We start from the raw sequence: 18,458 nt of genomic DNA on the forward strand, positions 1-18,458 counted from the left end.
TAAATGTCAACAGACCCTAATAATTATCAATAGATTGTATACACCATACATCATTTAAAATATTCTACTTATACAATTTAAACTTAAAGAAATCACAGAATTTATTTTATTCACTTTCAACTTTTTAGATTGATTCTGACTTTTCCTTGTTATTTTTTAAAAATCAAATCCGAATACAAAAGCCTATTCAATGTCTGAAACGGACATAAGCATCATTTTTTATCGTGTTGAAAGCAATAACTTCATCATCATTATTTTAGAAGTTTTATTGGCAAGTGTTGCACAAAAATCTGATCAAGATCAGATCAAAGTACAACCTGACCAATTCACTGAATATAAAGATGTCGCAATGGTTATGGCAGCAGCACAACGCTTAAATGTGAAAAAATTGCCATTGCAGCAAATCATTAAATCGTAAACTCAAACTGAATCACGCATAGATCAATCTATGCGTGATTCTAAAGCTACTTGAATTTTAAGAAAAAAACCTATTAAAGCACATCTTACTTACTGCTTTGCTGCCAAATTTGATATAAATGAAAAGGCAGATCCAATTTTAATTGAACAAATTGTAAGCCATCTTGCTCTTGTGGAGGCTGCCTAAGTTGCACAGCCACCTGTTCAGTCGATAAACCATAAGGTTCTGCATCAGAATTGGAATAAGCATAGACAATTTTCTCCACGCCAACCATCCGCATTGCAGCCAAACACATTGGGCAAGGCTGACCACTTGCATAGACCACACAATCTTTTAAAGATAAACGCTGTAATTTCTGGCAAGCTTGGCGTACTGCGTTCAGTTCTGCATGTGAAGTCGGATCATTGTGAGCTAAAATCTGATTAACGCCTGTACTTACCAGCTCGCCTTGATAAACAATCACCGCACCGAAAGGACGACCACCTTGCTCAACATTTTCTCTAGCAAGATTCACGGCGTATTGTAAAAACTCAATATCCTGCATGCTTTCATCTTCTCTTAAATAGCTTAAATTTCAGGCAACATCAGTGAGCAAAAGGTTTAAACTTTTTTAACAAACTCAGATTTCAACTTCATTTGACCAATACCCTCAATTTTACAATCGATATCATGACCATCACTACTATCTGTAAGCAAACGAATACTTTTAACTTTAGTACCCACTTTTACCACTGAAGATGAACCTTTGATTTTTAAATCTTTAATGACAGTAACAGCATCACCATCTGCCAAAATATTACCTACAGCATCTTTGATGACAACTTGCTCTTCAGCTTGTGATAACTCACCTTCTTTCCATTCATAACTACATTCAGGGCAAATCAACAAATCACCGTCTTCATAGGTATATTCAGAACTACATTTTGGGCAGTTAGGCAATGACATGATTCACTCCTATAATATTAAAAAAGAAGCATCATAACATCTATCCATTTTTCATCAACTTAAAACCCCTAACAAATATAAGGAATAATAAACATCATGACGAGACTGGATGATTCAGCACCTCAAGCAGTACTGTCAGATGATTGTGATCTTCATTCTTGACAGCAGTTAATAAAGTTATTGGACCCTGTTGCCCCCATTGTCGTAGTTGTTCTAAATGTGCCTGTTGTTGCTCTAATTCAGCCTTATATTTCAGTCTAAATTCGTCCCAACGATGCTCACTATCTTGGTGATACCATTTTCTTAAATCATTTGAAGGTGTAATTTCTTTAAGCCACACATCAATATGTGCATTTTCTTTTTTTATTCCGCGCGGCCATAAACGATCTACAAGAATACGTTTTCCATCTTTTTCAGACACTTCCTCATAGATACGCTTTGTATAAATTGTCACTTTTATTAAACTCTACTGGTCTATTTTTTATTGATCAGGAATAGTTGGATTGACTAAAAGACCGAGAAGCTGCAGCGATTCTTGCCAGCCTAAATAACAAGCTTCAACAGGAATTACTTCAGGAATACCTGACTGAGTAATATTCACTTCTGTTCCTACTAACACACTTTTTATTTCAATGATGACTTCAATTTCACCAGCCAATTCAGGATTATCAAATCGGTCAAAATAGCGTATCCGTTGATTCGGGATCAGTTCCGCATAAGATCCGCCAAACGAATGAATTGAACCCGTTGAAAAATTGGTAAATGACATTCGATATGAACCACCCTCTGTGGCATCCATATGATGTATTTTGGCGGTGAAACCATGCGGTGGCATCCACTTAACCAGTGCATCTGGGTCTAAAAATGCTTTATAAACACGTTCTGGTGGTGCACTAAAAACACGATGTAATTTGACCGTATTGCTCATTCTCAAATCCTTGATTAATTATTTTCATTAAGAATCCAGTTTAGCGCTGTAAATTATTGGTATTTGTATGGCTTTAGTAGTTTGAAACTTAAAAAAGAAAAGCATATCTCTTTGGATATGCTCTATAAATAATTGATCTCAATTTAATTGTTGCTCATCACTCTCTTCGATATCAAAGACATAAGTTGTACATCCCCAACCATCATATTCACCATCAAACTGCTCGGCAATCTTAGTAAACCATTGTTCTAAGTCCACAATATCCTCATATTCTGGAAAAAGATTGACATAGATGGTAATCACCCATTCATTGGGATGTACTTCTTCATCTAAATACAGTGATATTTTTTGTTCTTCTAGTAACAGAGAAATCGCACATTTTTCAGCAAGTTCCTGTGTCTTGAAATACATTGAGAATTCAAGCTCATGTATTTCGTCTAAATCATCACCATCTTCGTGCATTTGCCAAAGTAGATTACCATTATCATCTTCTGGAAATTTTTCAAAATCACGAGTCATGGCTGAGTCCTCTTATAGGGTTATAAAAATAGGATGACTTTAAAAATAACAAAACTTTATGACAGTTTTAAAATATTGCCTATTCGCACACAAATTACTACTTTTATTTGGCTTTGTTTTGTAATAAAAAATGAATTAATTCTATGATTAATAAAAATTCCTAAGGCTTACTGGCGGTTACTAAGTCGTGCTAAAACCAATACTCAAAGGTGAACAATGACACATTTTAATAATCATCAATTGCAGGAAATTCGTTTACTTCTTCAACAAAACCGTAAAGTTGAAGCAGTTAAATATGTTAAAGATCACTCAAATTTAGGTTTAAAAGAGTCCAAAGACTTTGTTGATCAATTTGAAAATCAGGCGCAATTTTTTTACAGTGAATACGCTCATCAGAACACAGATGATTTAAATACGCCTCAACCGATACAACATCATGAAATTCTATCGCTCATCCAACAAGGTCGTAAGATTGAAGCAATAAAATTGGTCATGGACCAAAGTCATCTGGGTCTAAAAGATGCTAAAGATTTTGTGGAGGAATTAGCTGAGAATCCTGATTCTAACATTCTCGACTTTGAATCTGACCAGGATTTTTATCAGCGTTCTCATCCTCAGTACAAATCTATTCAAACCAACTACAGCACAGGTGAAATTTTTATTTTATATCAAGATGGTCGTAAAGAACGCATTGATGAACAGCATCCTGACTGGGATGATATTATGGATCAGTTTGGTGGTGGGGCAAGCTATGATTCAGCAACGGATTATCTGAACGCCATGCAAACAAGAACTCAGCAAACCACAACAGATGCCACGCTTCACGCGCACACTCGTCCAAGCGTCTCAGCAAGCCCATTGGTAGGAATTGAAGATCAATCGAAGAAAAAACGTTCACCTTTGTTTATCATTGTTATCGTAATCATTATTGCATTCATACTCTACTTGTTAAGCACCCGCTAAGAAAAACATACATCTAATCATGTTTAAACAAAGTTCTAAAATTTTATTTACCCATCTTTTACATCAAGATTAATCAGTATTTTGAGGGCACTATGTATCAACTTAACCCACAACAATTACAAGAATTCTTTACACTAATGAAACTGAGTCAATATGATCAAGCAGAACAACTTTTAATTGAACAACTTCATTTAAGCCCAATTGCATCAAAGAATTTAGTACATGCACTCAGCCAATCTGATGAAGCGATGAAAAGTTTTCAGGAAAATCCGCAAATTGTGTTTGCCAATTCTGCTGAATTCAATAAAGAAATGAAAGCGGTAGAACATAAATCTTTTGAGTTTAATTTTTCTTCCAGTAAAGTGAAAATGACAAATAAGGAAGGAAAAGTCGTCGAAATTGATGACCAACATCCAGATTGGCAAGAAATCAAAAAACAATTCAATATTGATTTAACTCAACCTGATGCATTGTCTAAGTTTGCTGAAAGTTTTAGGCAAGGACAATCACAAAATAAAGACTCGCAAGAAACCTTTTCATCTCAAGATACCAGCGCTTCACCTCATTCATTCACCCCAGCAGGTGTTGAAGACTTAAACCATCAAAATAAATCCAGCTCAATCTGGCTACTGATAGGATTTATATTGCTGATCGGCGTTGTCGCCTTCTATTATTTTAAGACTTAAAAACATTTGAAATTAATATAATTCAATAATATCAATGGTTGGTGGTACTCTAAAGCGAAATGGTACGCCCACCATGCCAGTGCCCACGCTGACAAAAACATCTGCATTCTCATGCTGATATAAGCCACGTTTATGCCCTAAGATCGACACTTTTTTCATTACGTAGCTGGTCAACCACGGCAGTTCAACTTGTCCACCATGTGTATGACCAGACAGCATTAATGGACGTGTCGGTAATTGCGGAACCATATCCACTGTGTCGGGATTATGCGATAAAATTAGCCACGGTTTATCTTGAGGTAATTCTGGCATATATCGCATATCGGCTTTACCAGCCCATAAGTCTCCAATCCCGATTAAACGAAAGTCATCGAACTCAACAATTTTTCCTTCAATGTCCATTACATTGTTGGCTTGTAATGCTTTTGCCAGCAACGTTTGAATAGGTGGTCCAGGATATTGTTCATCATGGTTACCATTGACAGAATAAACAGGTGCTTGAATCTCTTTTAAAATGGCGAGTTCTTCGACCAGTTTATTTTCAGGCTCATAAGTCCAATCCCCTGCAACCACAACAAAATCAGGTTGTGCTAAGTTGACTTTTTTCACGATACTTTTAAGTTGACGTTCATGCCCTGAAAAAAGCCCGATATGTAAATCTGCTAACAATGCAACTTTGACAGGTCGTACAAAACGTTGTGATTGTCCTAGAGCATAAGATAAATGTTTGACATGTACCGTGTGCGGTTCAATGAACCGTGCATATATCAATAAAGCGCTCAATATGAAAACAAAAATACTTTCGTGTAAGGAAAATATTCCAATCCAACCTGCATAAATGCTAAAAAACAACAACGGAATTAATAAATAAGACAGGTAAAATGCCAACAAATGGACGAAAGACTTAAAAGGATGGATTGTTTCAGTTCTAGATTGGCTTATCCATGCTTGGCTGACTCCCCATATGGCAAGCACAATAAAGCAGAGATAAAAAATTGAGGTTATCGTTAGGGTTGGAAACATATTCAATCTCTCAAGTACCATGTACTTGTCATCTCATTATTTATCTTTTCAATGAAGACAATTATACTCTAGCTCTGAAAAATCTTAGAAAATATTATGCAACGAACGATCAATCGTAATACTCAATTACAGCAAAAAGATGACAATCAACAGTTTAAAAACTGGGTGCTTGTTCTCAGCTCGTGCTTATTTCTAAGTCTTTCGGCATGCTCTACTTTACCAAAACAGCAAAATATCAAGCCAGAATATGCCTATGATATAGACACCAAAGACACTTCTTTGGCAAAAATTATTAACCCCTTAAAAAGTCAAAATCCAGAATTAACAGGTTATCACGTTCTGTATGATCCTCTTGAAGCCATTGCAGCGCGTATTAATCTGATCGAAAAAGCACAAAAAACATTAGATCTACAATATTACATTTGGGACAATGACAAAATTGGTTCATTGGCTTTATATAAAATTATTGAAGCGGCGGATCGTGGTGTTAAAGTTCGTTTATTAATTGATGATAACAATGCCAAGCAGATGGAAGGTGTCTATCTCGCATTGGATCAGCATCCAAACATTGAAGTTAAATTATTCAACCCATATCGTTTTAGAAGCTTGCGCCCGATTGACATGGTACTGGATTTAAAACGTATCAATCGACGAATGCATAATAAAACCTTTACTGCTGACAATCAGATTTCTTTGATTGGCGGACGTAATATGAGTAATCAATATTATAATGTCAGTGACAACTACCAATTTTCAGATGTTGATGTCATGTTGGTTGGACAAGCAGTAGATGATATTACCCATTCATTTGATGAATATTGGAATCACAGCTATGCTTATCCTGTCAGAAATATTGTCAATCACAATACTTATACCCTGCGTTATGACAACTTAAAACAACAACTCACTCACCACTACCAAGAAATAACGGTGCAAAATTATTTAAATTTAAGTAATCGCACACATGCCTTTGATGAATGGTTGCATCACAATATCCAACTCGATTGGGTTAAAGCGGAAGTCGTAAAAGACGCACCAGATAAAATTCAGGCGAAAGCAAAAAAAGAACAACATCTCAACTTTCAGATGGTTAAACGTTTAGATATCCCCACGCAAAGTGTAGATCTCATTTCTGCCTATTTTGTGCCGCAGAAAAAGGGAGAAGCAAAACTGATTGAACTGGCACAAGAAGGTGTCAAAGTTCGTGTTTTGACCAATTCATTTAAAGCCAATGATGTCGCGCTAGTCCACGCGTTTTATGCTAAATACCGTGATGATTTGCTTAAAAATGGTGTAGAGCTATATGAATTCCTTCCGGCTGTCTCTGAGGAAAATTTATATGCCAATTCAGAAGAAATCTCAAAAAAAGCAAAAGTCAGTTTAAAAGGATTAAGCCGTTCAAGTTTGCATGCTAAATTGATGGCGATCGACAATAAACAAGTATTTATTGGTTCTTTTAATTTTGATCCACGTTCCGCCAACTTAAACACAGAAATTGGGGTGATTATCAATAGCCCGCCATTGGCCAATGCGGTACATAAAACCATGGATGAGCATTTAAAAAAATATGCCTATAAATTAGTTTTGGACTCACAAAACAAAATCAACTGGCTGAAAGAAACGCCTCAAGGCATTGTTACGCTTAGAAAAGAACCCAAAATGAAATGGTGGCAAAAAGCTGGCATTAAAGTGATTTCATGGTTGCCGATCGAAGGCTTTATGTAAGTCTAGAAAATTGTTAAACCTTTTTGTTGATTCATTTATTTCGTACTTTTGAATCATATAGATGATCTTTCTATCATGAGACGACATGAATGTCGCCATGTTGAGTGGTGTATATGACTAAAAACAAAGCGCTGCTGGGTTTGTAGCGCAAGAATACAGTGAAATTAAACATGGGTGAGCAAAGTGAAGCTTCGCCTACGCACATTGATTTAATGAAGAAAAATACAATAACCTGTTGAAAACTAGTCTATTGTAAGAACTTCTTTCTGTAAGTCTTCCAAACCTTTTTGCATCATTTCTTGGACTTGTTGAGTCAGCGTTTCAACAGTATGTCCTTCTGTAGGAATAGCGGGAAAGGTTTTTAAATGTGCCACTACTTTAGGCATTTCTAAAACGGCTTGTACATGCTCAACAAAACCAGTTTCACCAATAAATGGAACCACGCTATCTAATTTTCCATCTTGATTGACATAGCAAATTACACAGACTTGAACAGGCTTTTTAGCCTCAATGGCTGCGCCTAAAATACGCCCATGAACTTTTTTAACTTTTGATCCATCTGTCGTTGTTGCTTCTGGGAAAAACAATACAGGAATATCTTTACGTAAAAAATCTGCAATTTGTTCACGAATACGAACAGAGTCCCCAGAACCACGTTTAATAAATAATGTACCACCACCTTTCGCAAGATTTCCAAAGACTGGCCAACTCTCGATTTCAGCCTTCGCCAAGAAAAATACACGTGCGCCTGAGCCAAGAACAGCAATATCTAACCAAGAAATATGATTACTCACCCACAATGCAGGTTCACGTGGAATATCACCATGGACACGCACATCCACATTGAACACTTCACTCAAACGGCGACAAAAATATTGAACGTAACGGGTATTTTTTGGATTATTCGGATCTTTATATAATTGATGGCGATAAACGAGATAAAAGCCTTCTGCAACAGCAGATGTACTTGATACTAATTTTTTACCATATAAAAAAACTTTAGATAAAGCACTTAAATTCGATGATTTTGACTTTTTGATTGCTTGTTGTTGAGTCATAGACATTCACTAAACAGAATATATTTCATATTAAACCACGGCTATTGTATACAAATCATATTCAACTTGCATTGACCTTAAATCGCTTTAGTAAAATTTACCTCACTACTGATGATTATAATCGGTGCTCTATCATTTTAAATAGATCAAATTTTTTCAAGAATATGATCTTTTTATAGCATCTGTTAAGCCCGTTCTTTATCGGTTAAAACGGACATCTCGCTTATTGTTTGCAATTTTATTTCATTACACCAACACTCATTCAGGATTTACACTGCAATATCCTTTAGAATGAATTTTTATCGAAGCAATGGCTGAGTTGTATTATCTGTGGAATATGTTGATCAAAGTCAAGGTGGTGAAAAAACCATTTTAGTCACAGTAAATGTTCAAATCTTAGAAGATTTAGATCCAGAAGAATTTCGCTTGTTGGCAAAGTCTGCTGGGGCAGAGATTCAAGACCATTTAACCGTACAACGGATTAAACCTGATCCAAAATTCTTTATTGGTACAGGAAAAGCAGAAGAAATTGCTGAGCAAGTCGAGAATGATGAAATTGAATTGGTGATTTTTGACCAAGCCCTATCCCCTGCTCAGGAAAGAAATTTAGAACGCATTTTAAAATGCCGTGTCATCGATCGTACTGGTTTAATTTTGGATATTTTTGCACAACGTGCACGTACACATGAAGGTAAATTACAAGTTGAGTTGGCTCAGCTTGATCATTTGTCTTCTCGTTTGGTGCGTAGTCGAAGCAATTTAGATAGCCAAAAAGGAGGAATTGGTTTACGTGGACCTGGTGAAACATTACTTGAGACAGATCGCCGTTTATTGCGTATTCGTATGGAGCAACTCAAAGATCGTCTTGAAAAAGTTCGTAAAACACGAGTTCAGGGGCGTGCAGCGCGTCAAAAAGCCAATATTCCAACCGTTTCCTTAGTGGGTTATACCAATGCAGGAAAATCAACACTGTTTAATATTTTGGCAAACAGTGATGTTTATGCAGCAGATCAGCTCTTTGCAACATTAGATCCAACATTGCGTCGTTTGGATTGGGATGGTATTGGCACATTGGTTCTTGCAGATACTGTTGGTTTTGTGCGCAATCTCGCTCATTCTTTAGTCGAATCTTTTAAAGCTACTCTAGAAGAAACCTTAGAGGCAACTTTGTTGTTACATGTGATCGATGCCAGTAGTCCAGACATGATGGAGCAAATCGATGCGGTTGAAACCGTATTAAAAGAAATTGGTGCTGATATTCCAACGCTTAGGGTGTATAACAAAATTGACCAAAGTCATGATGAAGCAAAAATCATTTATGCCAAACCTCACCAACCCGAGCGTGTTTATGTTTCAGCCCATACCAAAAAAGGCTTAGACCTGCTTCGTAGAGCAGTGCATGAATGTTTAATGGGACAAATTCAAAAATTTGAACTGCGCTTAAAACCTGCTTATGGGAAACTCAAAAATCAGCTTTATGAATTGAATGTGATTAAATCCGAACATTATGATGATGACGGTCAACTCCTTTTGAGCATTGCCATTGCTCCGCATAAACTTGAGCAGCTCATTAAACAGGCACATTTACCGATTGATGAAATTCTTGGAGAGAAAGCCCAACAGTTTAAAAGACCATTAGAAGAGTTTGAAATAAAGCGCTAAATCGGTTAAAACGTGAAAGGTCAAATTTTATAAATAAACACACATGGATCAGTTAAAAGCTATCGATTGGCAAGCTTGGATCTTCACGTTAGGACTCATCATCTTTTTTCGTGAAGCTTCAGTATTTATCATGTCGCAATTTAATCACCCAGAACTGGGCAATTTAACAGGCTTATTAAGCTTATTGGTTGTTTTGGTTGTTTGGCGTAAATTCAAAAAAATTCCAGCGCGACTGGTCGATACCAACAATAAATTAATGAAAGAAAGTGGCTTTGCATTTCTGCCTATCTGTGCAGGCTCATTGATCATGCTGGTGAGCATGGGCAAAGAAATTCCATTATTTTTAGTGATTATGTTTGTTAGTACGCTGATTCCATTATGGATTTATGCAAAAATGGCAAAAAAGTGGTTATAGGAGAAACATATGTTAAGTGTACTGACTGGTTTTTTAATCACTTTAATTGCTTATCTTGCTGCAAAACCCATCAATAAGCGTTTTCCTCAAGTACCATTACTGGTGATAGGCATGTTTTTTGTCATTGGGATTTTAATGTTATTTAAAATTCCTTATGAAAAATACAATACCGATATGAATGGGCTATTTAGTCACCTCTTGGGTTATGTCACTGTTGCTTTAGCGATTCCTCTGGCTGCAATGCGTTATGATGATTTACCGTTAAAATCTATCGTAGGTATTTTAGTCTTTGCCAGTATCAGTGCTGTCGCTTTACCCATGAGCTTGGCTTATTTATTACACATGTCTGAACCGACGATTATGGCTTTTGCAACACGAGCAGTAACAACGCCGATTGCGATCAATATTGCAACTTTATTGCACTCGCCAGTCACTTTAGTAATTTTGATCGTCATTTTATCAGGTGTAATTGGTGCTGCATTTTCATCGATTATTTTACGTAATATAAATGACGAACGCGCGTCAGGCTTAGCTTTGGGGCTAGCTGCACATGCCATCGGAACTGCGCAAGCATGGCAACGTGGCGCGGTTGCAGGGCGTTATGCTGCATTTGGTATGGCTGTAAATGCGGTCTTTACCGCAATCTGGTTGCCAACCTTCATACTGTTTCTTAAATAAGTGTGATTTATTTAACTTTTCACGTGATTGCACAGGGTAATTATTCAGCTTAATATGAACTATACTTCCCCATTTTGATAAGGAATCAAGAAATGAGGTTTAATAAGTTTATTTTAGGGACATTATTTTCCATTTTAAGCTGTAGCAGTATGGCAAAAGATATCACGGGTATCTGGAAAAATATTGATGATAAAACGGGTTCATCAAAAGCCATTCTTGAAATACGAAAAGAGTCTAACGGGACTTATACGGGTAAAATCATCAAGGTAACGCCACGACCAGGTTATACGCCAAAAGAAACCTGTGTAGATTGCCCCGAGCCTTATACCAATAAGCCTATTTTGGGTATGGATGTACTGAAAAATCTAAAACAAAGCAGTGATGAAGATTATGTGGGTGGCAAAATTATTGACCCATTGACAGGTAAAATCTATTCAATGAAAGCCAAACTCAGCCCAAATGGCAATCGTTTATTATTAAGAGGCTATGTCGGCGTTTCGGCACTTGGTCGTAGTCAAACCTGGATTCGTGAATAATTTAATTCGCGAATCTCTACTTCTTTTATTCAAACAACAAAGTAGGTATGCTGATGAAAAAAGGATTTTTCTGTTGTATGCTGTTTAGTATCGTCAGCTGGACACATGCCGCTGATATTACTGGAACTTGGCGCACGGTGGATGACAAAACAGGTTATGTCCGTGCTTATATTCAAATTGAAAAACAAAAAGACGATACTTATGCTGGAAAAATCATTAAAGATTTTCCTGCTCCTGGTGAAGTGCCTTTAACCCAATGTCATAACTGCCCTGCTCCATTTACCAATAAGCCAATTATAGGATTGACCATTTTGCAAAAAATGAAAGTTGATCCTAAAGACCCCAACAATTATATCGGCGGTGAAGTTCTCGATCCTCGTGGAGGCAAAATTTATCATGGTAAAGCACGCCTAAATGCTAGTGGTAACCGACTTACACTACGTGGCTATATTGGAATATCAATGATTGGTCGCAGTCAAACATGGATTAGAATGGAATAATTATCCTTTCAAGCTCAATTCAATGTGCTAATAAATAATGAGCTACTCATTGGATTTAAACCCCAAACAGTCACCTATTTCAGCTCAGCAGGACTAAAGTCCTGCTTTGTGTATAACGCAAATTGAGACAGCATCTCGTTAAAATCACTTAATCTTTAAACATAAAACACGGCATCATACATATTTGCCATCATCAAATAGCTAAAGCTGATCTCTTTTATCCATCATTTACATGTTTAATTTCCCGATAAAACCTGTTTTATAAAATTCAACTCTACGCAAATTTTTAAAGGAATATTAAGCTTTGGCTATTTATATATGCACCATGTCCAACATGGTTGCATCGATATGTATAACCATCTCACCTATCTCGCAAAAATCATCAGAACTTATTTTGTTCCAGATAAAACCTACCTAAGCAAAAGATTCGTACAAAAATTAGGATATCTTCCGAACTTGTATCATCCACAAAGTTTCAATGAAAAAGTAACTTCGAGGATGATTTTTGAGCGAAATTCTCTTTATACCGCACTGGCTGACAAACTTACGGTTAGACAATTGATTGAAGATAAGATTTGCATTTCACATGTGGTACCACTGCTTGGTGTATATCATTGTTTTAATGAAATTAACTTTGATCAGTTGCCTGAAAAATTTGTCTTAAAATGCAATCATGACAGTGCCATGGTTTGTAAAGATAAAAATCAATTCGATTTTAAAAAAGCCGAGCGCAACCAGATGGAACCAATAACTGATGAGCTAACGAGAGTTCTCCCTGATCCATACTGCCAAGTTTGGCGTCAATAATTTCGTGAGTATTGGTGTTAACCAAACATGTTGCTCTCACTTGTGGATAGGGCGCGATAGCTGTTTTACCTTTGGATGAACAGAAGTATTTAAAGTTTTCATCTGTAAGAGGCATTGACCAGACCACGCCATCAACAGCACATATCTGAAGCCCATGAAAATCTGGATACTGTTGTTGTGCATCCTTAAACCAAGCCTGACTTAAGGTTGAAAATAAAACACTCAGGGGTTCTAAACCTAGACGTTGTCTGGCTTGTACAGATGCGCTAGGAGCACAATAGTGAGTTGTTCCAAACACAAGTTGTAATTGTTGTACGACATACCAAATGGGTTGATCACGAAATAAGGCAAGTCCAATCACCAGCCAAACCACATGTTCAGCAGGGGGTTTTCTTTTTCGAATAGATGCTTTCCCTGTCTGTTGCAGGCTCTGTTCAATCCAATTTAAATCGATCAGCTCACTAAAATGAGCCAATGTTAAAGGGGATTGTTGAGAGATAAGTTCTAGATTTTGAGATAAAGTCATAAAAAAATGAGCATATTTATATACACTCATTTTTACCGCATTTTAACTTTTTTGTCTTAACTGATCAGCATTCCACTCTGGTGAGTGGGTTTGGTTTCTTGTATGCCTACTTTATTTCAAGTGGAAAGAATAACTTGTGGTTTGTTACTCTCGCACCAGCCATAAACATTCTGGCTTTAGAGTCCCTAAACTCATATGCTGACCAAACCAATCCAGCATAAAAGTCTATGAACTGCAACTCCAAGCATTTTGAACTATCCATAGGTGATACATTACAAGATTGATTTTCCACATAATGTTCAATAGATTGCTCTAAAATCATTTGGTTTAAATACTCACCCATATTCCATTTTGTATTGACTTTTTCACTACGTCTATCAGGCATGAAATCTACGAATTTTGATTCACATATTGGTTTTAATAACAAACACTTAATCATGTAGTTATACAAAACGTTTGGGTCTTTCTTCATTTTTGAATTTACATACTCTTTATGAACCGTAATTGATCTCAATTGGATATCTTTGTGTTCTGAGAGCAGCTTTGCCACTAGTCTTAGAAAAAGTTCTTTATCTGCTGTATTTAAATCAACAGACTTCAATTCATTACTAAGCGGTCTATTTCTCTTTTTGTATAATGCTCGTACGATACGTTGAATATATTTAGATTTTTCTTCAGGCATACAAATAGCAGCTAAGGTTAGCATTCTGCTTGACCCACCTTTTTGATAAGGATCATGCATATTCCAGCCTAAATCACCACTCTCATCCAAATATATAAATGTTCGCATAAATAATTTATTATCAAGTATTAAAAAAGCCTCTAAATAATTTTAGAGGCTCTAGAATTCAGGTGCGGCACCTAGAGGCAACTTACTTACAGTAAGTTTACGATTATCGCAGGATTTATCGTACCTCGGTCTAGGCGTGGATTATTTATACCGCGCTGCGACTACATGCTTATAATACCCATTAAACATGGCATAGGTCAACATCTATGGTATCAGTAAGAATTCTTTTGTTAATAGCTATTATATTACTAAAAAATCTCAACCACCCACATAAAGTATTGTTTTATATATAAAATTCAATTAACTTTACTCTAAAACAGTATTCAATAGTTACAACTTAATAACTATCCAAAACGGCATAAGTAAATGTCTATTGTATCACTAAAAAATCCTAAATTAGTTATTTTTGGTACTAAGTTGCTCTCAAAAAAACCTCCCGAGAGGGATAACGCTTATCACAGATCCACCAAACGAGCGGTGAGCTCTGGAAAAATTTGAGCAACCACGATGATACTGTCACGTTTACCTTGTTCACCTGTGAACTCAAATACATTTGTAAATTTATTAGGACTTAGTTTTAATTCTAATTCTTGCGCCCATGCTTTTGCATCTCTCAGAGTTGTAAAGGTTTGGTACTGTGACGGATGAGGCTTAATGCCAACAGTAGCGGTTATACTTTTTTTCTTTTTTAATATGTTATTCTAATTTCAACCTTGTCGCACTTAATTTCTAAATTCATTGTATTTTAAATCAAATGGATTTTTAAATTAAAATCTAAGTTGTTGTTATTTAAATATTATCTTAAAATCAGATAAACCATATTTAAAACTAAAGCCACTGGATGTGGCTTTATTCAGATCACATCACTGGATTATCAACTTTAAAAATTTCTTTATCTTCTAGTCGATATGCAATCAATTGATGCCCCCATACACAGCCACCATCCACATTTTGAATTTGTGAACTGATGCTTTTACCTTGCAAAGCAGCCCAATGTCCAAAAATAATCTGATGCGTTTGAGCAGTCTTTGATTCAAACTCAAACCAAGGCTGAAATCCTTCAGGCATCGGTTCATCCAGCGCATCTTTAAAACTAAACTCTAAACGACCTTGAGCATCGGTTAAACGCATACGGGTAAGATAATTGGTAATACAGCGTCGTCGTGCATTGCCCTGTAAATTATCTTCCCACAATGCAGGTTCAGCACCATACATCTCTTTTAGAAATGAATCGAGTACGTCAAAATCATCATCCGCCAATACAGTTTCGACTTCTTTTGCCAAAACAGCAGTTTGTTCTGCATCCCAAATATTGGGAATACCAGCATGCGTCAAAATAGTCTGAGGGTTTGGAAAAAGACACAAAGGCTGCTTACGTAACCAGTCAATCAACTCATCACTTTCCAAAGCGTGAATGACATCATCAATATGATCTTTGTCTTTAAGTTTTTTGATCCCACGAGCAACTGCCAGTAAATTTAAATCATGGTTCCCCAACACTGTTGCAGCGCAGCCTCGCTCGCATAGTTTTTTAATAAAGCGTAATGCACCTACTGAGTTTTCACCACGCGCAACCAAATCACCTGCAAACCAAATGTAATCTTGATCAGCATCAAACTGTATTGCTTTCAATAATGCTTTCAGTGCTTCAAAACAACCTTGTACATCACCAATCACATAATTAAATCTGACATTTTCTCGTGACATTTTTAAGCCACCATTTGATCTGACAATGCGACAAACTGAGCCAGACTCAATGTTTCTGGGCGCGCCATTGGATCAACACCTGCCCGCTCAAAACCATCTTCAACCAACATCCCTTTTAAACTGTTACGTAAAGTTTTTCGACGTTGGGTAAATACATGCGAAACCAAACGTGCCAATGCTTTTTCATTTTTGGCGATTATTGGCTTAGTTGCATAAGGCTCTAAACGAAAGACTGCAGATGTTACTTTTGGTGGTGGATTAAAAGAGCCAGGCGGTACTTCAAATAAAAAGGTAGGTTTGCAATAATATTGGATCATCACAGACAAACGACCATATTCTTTGGTATTTGGTTCCGCTGTAATACGATCTACGACTTCTTTTTGCAACATGAAGTGCATATCTTTGACTTTATCGCCAAACTCTAAAAGATGGAAAAGCAAAGGGGTCGAAATATTATATGGCAAATTTCCAACCACACGTAATGGGCGATCTTGTTGAAACAGCTCAGAAAAGTCATATTTTAATGCATCTGTTTCAATGATTGTTAAACGCTCAGGATGTGGGACACGACCAGGTAAACCTGCTGCCAAATCACGGTCTAACTCAACCACAGTTAAAGCATCACATTCACCAATCAAAGGTGAAGTTAGTGCCGCAAGACCTGGACCAATTTCAACAATATTGTCACCTGTGCGTGGTGCAACAGAACGCACAATTTTTGCAATTACACGTTGGTCATGTAAAAAGTTTTGACCAAAACGCTTTCGCGTATGATGCCCTTCATCTTTTGGGTTTAAGGCATTAATTTGATACATAAAAAATTTCCAACGTGGTATATAAGTTTGTTTACCAATTAATTTGATCGGGCAAGGTCAAGTGCCAAATCAACTGCGACATGTAAACTTGAACTCTTTGCAAGCCCAGTACCCGCAAGATGTAATGCAGTACCATGATCGACAGATGTACGAATAAAAGGTAAACCTAAAGTAATATTGATGGCTTCACCAAACCCCTGTGATTTTAACACAGGTAAACCTTGATCGTGATACATCGCTAAAACTGCATCCGCATTTTTTAAATTATCTGGCGTAAACAAAGTATCTGCGGGCATACTTAAACTGAGCTGTATACCTTGTGCACGATAGCTTTCAAGTACTGGATTAATCGTATCGATTTCTTCATGCCCTAAATACCCACCTTCTCCTGCATGAGGATTTAGTCCACAGACCAGAATGCGCGGCTGACTAATTTTGAATTTTGTTTTTAAATCATGAATCAGAATATCGATAATTTGATGTAGGCGTTCTTTAGTGATGGCGTCAGCAACGTCGCGCAGTGGAAGATGCGTGGTGACCAATGCGACTCTCAGAGTTTTGGTAGCAAGCATCATCACCACACGATCTACACCTGCATACTCTTGATAATATTCAGTATGCCCACTGAAATATATTCCAGCATCATTAATAATTGACTTTTGGACAGGTCCTGTTGCCACACCAACACTAAAGCCTTGCATTGCGTAATAAGCCGTTCGGCGTAATTGTTCGATCACATAGGCTGAGTTTTGTGGATTAAGTTCCCCTAAGACAACATCCTCATTTAAAGGAACATGCTCGACGTAAAGCTGACCTTCTGCCAAACCCTGCTTTTGTCCTTGATACTCGATCAACTGAATCGTTTTATTTAAAATTTTGGCACGATCTCTCAGCATATTGATATCAGCCAATACCACTACTGGACGATCATCAACACGATCTGCCAAATCCAAACTAATATCCGGTCCAATGCCAGCAGGCTCACCGCTGGTTATATATAAAGGAAGCATCGAGAACTCTTTTAAACAGACGTTGCATTGATAGTATACATCGGTTCTAAATCATCATTTCCTATTCAAGTTAATTTTTGCATCAATTTGACTAAAAATGTATAAACTTAAACTAAAAACTATTGCAAGACGACCCACAAAATCCATGACAATTGTTATTCACAAGTGCATGCTGAATATTTGAATTTAAAAATAAAAGTAACTTTTAAAAAAATTCAACCCAAGCATAAACCTAAATTAAAAATCATGATACATCTATATCAATTGTAAAGAAAAAATGCGATAAAACACACATAAACCACAATACTAACAGTCTTTAACGCTTGTGTATAAATCCCATACAAATGCTGAAAAAACGGATAAAAGTTAACATTTGAGTGCAAAAATAAATGCTATTGATTCAATTATCCGAATAAAAAACGATTTATTCCAATCTATTAAAACTGACTTAACCCACTTAAACATCACTTAACTTTTCCACTTATTTTGATACTTAATTAAATTTTAATTAGGGTCTTTTGACATTTAGAGTGCATAATTTAACCTACTAGGGGAGCCATAAAAATATACAAGCTAATGCAACAGAACTTTCATAGTTCCGTTTTAACTTGTCGTATCGTGTGGCTATTCCTCGAAATTGCTTTAATCTACAGAACATATTTTCTACTAAGTGCCTGATTTTATATAAATACCAATCCATATGGTCATTGTTTGATTGGCTATTGGATTTTTTAGGTATATTCGCTT

At 36.5% G+C, this 18,458-nt stretch carries 19 protein-coding genes and 4 pseudogenes; 10 read left to right on the plus strand and 13 right to left on the minus strand.

Translation table 11 applies throughout. From position 1 onward, the window contains the following. Positions 1-283: 283 nt before the first annotated feature. A pseudogene (locus AAV97_RS21590) lies at positions 284-418 on the plus strand (hypothetical protein); the annotation flags it as partial. A gap of 85 nt (positions 419-503) precedes the next feature. On the opposite strand, the gene AAV97_RS00480 reads toward AAV97_RS21590, so the two are convergent. The 5 genes from AAV97_RS00480 to AAV97_RS00500 form a co-directional block, all read right to left on the minus strand. After that, the gene (locus AAV97_RS00480) at positions 504-962 is read right to left on the minus strand and encodes a nucleoside deaminase (protein WP_046759509.1); all 459 of its coding nucleotides are present in this window, start codon (positions 960-962) and stop codon (positions 504-506) included. Between the two features lie 56 nt (positions 963-1,018). Continuing rightward, positions 1,019-1,363, minus strand: a complete 345-nt coding sequence (locus tag AAV97_RS00485) for a zinc ribbon domain-containing protein YjdM (RefSeq protein ID WP_005033408.1) — start codon at positions 1,361-1,363, stop codon at positions 1,019-1,021. Between the two features lie 94 nt (positions 1,364-1,457). Beyond that, positions 1,458-1,817 carry a DUF488 domain-containing protein gene (locus AAV97_RS00490; protein WP_046759510.1) on the minus strand — a complete coding sequence of 120 codons (360 nt, stop codon included), beginning with the start codon at positions 1,815-1,817 and terminating at the stop codon, positions 1,458-1,460. Positions 1,818-1,844: 27 nt separating this feature from the next. Beyond that, positions 1,845-2,291, minus strand: a complete 447-nt coding sequence (locus AAV97_RS00495; RefSeq protein ID WP_042088138.1) for an SRPBCC family protein — start codon at positions 2,289-2,291, stop codon at positions 1,845-1,847. A 138-nt stretch (positions 2,292-2,429) separates the two neighbouring features. Beyond that, a complete protein-coding gene (locus tag AAV97_RS00500) occupies positions 2,430-2,810 on the minus strand; it encodes a ribonuclease E inhibitor RraB (RefSeq protein WP_004829804.1) in 381 nt (126 codons plus the stop codon). 216 nt (positions 2,811-3,026) lie between these two features. Here AAV97_RS00500 and AAV97_RS00505 point away from each other — a divergent pair, with 216 nt between their 5' ends. Both AAV97_RS00505 and AAV97_RS00510 read left to right on the plus strand, forming a co-directional pair. Next, the gene (locus AAV97_RS00505; RefSeq protein WP_046759511.1) at positions 3,027-3,773 is read left to right on the plus strand and encodes a hypothetical protein; all 747 of its coding nucleotides are present in this window, start codon (positions 3,027-3,029) and stop codon (positions 3,771-3,773) included. A 92-nt stretch (positions 3,774-3,865) separates the two neighbouring features. Continuing rightward, the gene (locus AAV97_RS00510) at positions 3,866-4,459 is read left to right on the plus strand and encodes a hypothetical protein (protein ID WP_046759512.1); all 594 of its coding nucleotides are present in this window, start codon (positions 3,866-3,868) and stop codon (positions 4,457-4,459) included. Between the two features lie 12 nt (positions 4,460-4,471). Here the strand turns inward: AAV97_RS00510 and AAV97_RS00515 are convergent, their stop codons facing one another. Beyond that, positions 4,472-5,482 carry a metallophosphoesterase gene (locus AAV97_RS00515; protein ID WP_049044448.1) on the minus strand — a complete coding sequence of 337 codons (1,011 nt, stop codon included), beginning with the start codon at positions 5,480-5,482 and terminating at the stop codon, positions 4,472-4,474. A gap of 96 nt (positions 5,483-5,578) precedes the next feature. On the opposite strand from AAV97_RS00515, the gene AAV97_RS00520 reads away from it, so the two are divergent. Next, entirely contained in the window at positions 5,579-7,207 is a 1,629-nt protein-coding gene (locus tag AAV97_RS00520) for a phospholipase D family protein (protein WP_046759513.1), read from the plus strand. 242 nt (positions 7,208-7,449) lie between these two features. Here AAV97_RS00520 and AAV97_RS00525 read toward each other — a convergent pair whose 3' ends face one another. Further along, positions 7,450-8,265, minus strand: coding sequence for a lysophospholipid acyltransferase family protein (locus tag AAV97_RS00525; protein ID WP_046759514.1), 816 nt, complete (start codon positions 8,263-8,265; stop codon positions 7,450-7,452). Positions 8,266-8,595: 330 nt separating this feature from the next. Here AAV97_RS00525 and hflX point away from each other — a divergent pair, with 330 nt between their 5' ends. From hflX to AAV97_RS20730, 6 genes and pseudogenes are all read left to right on the plus strand, one after another. Continuing rightward, on the plus strand, positions 8,596-9,927 hold the full coding sequence (gene hflX, locus AAV97_RS00530) for a ribosome rescue GTPase HflX (protein WP_046759515.1): 1,332 nt from the start codon (positions 8,596-8,598) through the stop codon (positions 9,925-9,927). 43 nt (positions 9,928-9,970) lie between these two features. Continuing rightward, on the plus strand, positions 9,971-10,342 hold the full coding sequence (locus AAV97_RS00535) for a hypothetical protein (protein WP_046759516.1): 372 nt from the start codon (positions 9,971-9,973) through the stop codon (positions 10,340-10,342). Between the two features lie 9 nt (positions 10,343-10,351). After that, the gene (locus AAV97_RS00540; protein ID WP_004829838.1) at positions 10,352-11,020 is read left to right on the plus strand and encodes an LrgB family protein; all 669 of its coding nucleotides are present in this window, start codon (positions 10,352-10,354) and stop codon (positions 11,018-11,020) included. Between the two features lie 92 nt (positions 11,021-11,112). Beyond that, positions 11,113-11,556 carry a DUF2147 domain-containing protein gene (locus tag AAV97_RS00545; RefSeq protein ID WP_046759517.1) on the plus strand — a complete coding sequence of 148 codons (444 nt, stop codon included), beginning with the start codon at positions 11,113-11,115 and terminating at the stop codon, positions 11,554-11,556. A gap of 53 nt (positions 11,557-11,609) precedes the next feature. Continuing rightward, positions 11,610-12,056, plus strand: a complete 447-nt coding sequence (locus AAV97_RS00550) for a DUF2147 domain-containing protein (RefSeq protein ID WP_035301198.1) — start codon at positions 11,610-11,612, stop codon at positions 12,054-12,056. Positions 12,057-12,404: 348 nt separating this feature from the next. Next, positions 12,405-12,782 (plus strand): annotated as a pseudogene (locus tag AAV97_RS20730) (ATP-grasp fold amidoligase family protein); the annotation flags it as partial. Here the strand turns inward: AAV97_RS20730 and AAV97_RS00555 are convergent. From AAV97_RS00555 to AAV97_RS20735, 6 genes and pseudogenes are all read right to left on the minus strand, one after another. After that, positions 12,775-13,389 (minus strand): annotated as a pseudogene (locus AAV97_RS00555) (transposase domain-containing protein); the annotation flags it as partial. The pseudogenes AAV97_RS20730 and AAV97_RS00555 sit on opposite strands and share 8 nt — an antisense overlap. Positions 13,390-13,495: 106 nt before the next feature. Further along, complete coding sequence (locus AAV97_RS00560) at positions 13,496-14,179, minus strand: DUF3800 domain-containing protein (RefSeq protein ID WP_005033444.1); 684 nt, start codon at positions 14,177-14,179, stop codon at positions 13,496-13,498. Positions 14,180-15,037: 858 nt separating this feature from the next. Continuing rightward, complete coding sequence (locus AAV97_RS00565) at positions 15,038-15,886, minus strand: symmetrical bis(5'-nucleosyl)-tetraphosphatase (protein WP_005033446.1); 849 nt, start codon at positions 15,884-15,886, stop codon at positions 15,038-15,040. A gap of 2 nt (positions 15,887-15,888) precedes the next feature. Beyond that, entirely contained in the window at positions 15,889-16,701 is an 813-nt protein-coding gene (rsmA, locus tag AAV97_RS00570) for a 16S rRNA (adenine(1518)-N(6)/adenine(1519)-N(6))-dimethyltransferase RsmA (RefSeq protein WP_004829846.1), read from the minus strand. A gap of 38 nt (positions 16,702-16,739) precedes the next feature. Continuing rightward, the gene (gene pdxA / locus AAV97_RS00575) at positions 16,740-17,711 is read right to left on the minus strand and encodes a 4-hydroxythreonine-4-phosphate dehydrogenase PdxA (RefSeq protein ID WP_046759518.1); all 972 of its coding nucleotides are present in this window, start codon (positions 17,709-17,711) and stop codon (positions 16,740-16,742) included. Positions 17,712-18,258: 547 nt separating this feature from the next. Continuing rightward, a pseudogene (locus tag AAV97_RS20735) lies at positions 18,259-18,458 on the minus strand (IS5/IS1182 family transposase); the annotation flags it as partial.

The sequence above is a fragment of the Acinetobacter sp. Ag2 genome (assembly GCF_001005515.1).
Lineage (GTDB): Bacteria > Pseudomonadota > Gammaproteobacteria > Pseudomonadales > Moraxellaceae > Acinetobacter > Acinetobacter bereziniae.